1 protein-coding gene is annotated in these 1,129 nt (G+C 53.3%); it reads right to left on the bottom strand.

The features are described from left to right. On the bottom strand, window positions 1-1,129 hold a 1,129-nt coding region (gene eno, locus Q0101_RS10160; protein WP_297945171.1), incomplete at both ends, for a phosphopyruvate hydratase.

Below are 1,129 nucleotides of genomic sequence, written 5' to 3'. Positions count from 1 at the left end.
TTCCCAAAAACTCGTCCGTCTCGCGCTCGATCTCAAGCAGGCGGTTGTATTTTGCGTTGCGTTCGCTTCTTGAGGTCGCGCCCGTTTTGATTTGGCCCGTATTCATAGCGACGGCGAAGTCCGCGATAAAGCTATCCTCGCTCTCGCCGCTTCTGTGGCTCATCACGCAACGGTAGCCTTTGCGTTGCGCTAGGCGGATCGTCTGCATAGTTTGGCTGACGGTGCCGATTTGATTTGGTTTTATCAAAATCGCGTTGCCTACGCCTTTTTGGGTGCCTTCGCGCAAAATTTTCTCATTCGTTACAAATAGATCGTCGCCCACAAGCTGCACTTTAGAGCCAAGCTTGCTAGTTAGCTTCGCCCAGCCCGCCCAGTCGTCCTCGCTAAGGCCGTCCTCGATCGAAAATATCGGATACTTCTCGCAAAGTTGCGCGTATCGCTCTATCAGCTCTTCACTGCTAAATTCCTTGCCCTCTAGCTTATATTTGCCGTTTTCGTACAGCTCGCTAGCTGCGACGTCAAGAGCTAGTTTGATCTGCTCGCCCGCCTTGTAGCCCGCTTTTTCGATGGCTTGCATGATTAGTTTGATCGGCTCTTCGTTGTCGTTTAAATTTGGCGCAAATCCGCCCTCATCGCCGACCGCCGTGCTATGGCCTGCCGCGTTTAGAAGCCCTTTTAGCGTGTGGTAAATTTCGCTCGCCGCTCGCAGCGCGTCGCTAAATTTATCAAATCCAAACGGCATAATCATAAATTCTTGAAAATCCACGCTGTTGTTCGCGTGCGCGCCGCCGTTGATGATATTAAACATCGGCACGGGTAGCACGCTGGCATTCGCGCCGCCTAGGTAGCGGTACAAAGGCACGTCAAGGCTCTTTGCCGCCGCGCGCGCTACCGCCATAGATACGCCAAGTACCGCATTTGCGCCCAAATTTGAATAGTTATCGGTGCCGTCAAGCTCGCGCATCTCATCGTCAAGCGCCTTTTGATCGAAGGCATCAAGCCCGATCACGGCTTCGGCGATCTGAGAATTTACGTTTTCTACCGCTTTTAGCACGCCCTTGCCGCAGTATCTTTCATCCTTATCGCGAAGCTCCAGCGCCTCGCGTTTGCCCGTGCTTGCGCCGCTTGG

Origin of the sequence: uncultured Campylobacter sp., from assembly GCF_937921625.1 — a bacterium.
Classification (GTDB): domain Bacteria; phylum Campylobacterota; class Campylobacteria; order Campylobacterales; family Campylobacteraceae; genus Campylobacter_B.
Note: the sequence above shows the minus strand (reverse complement) of the source record. Positions and strands in the feature narration are given on the sequence as shown.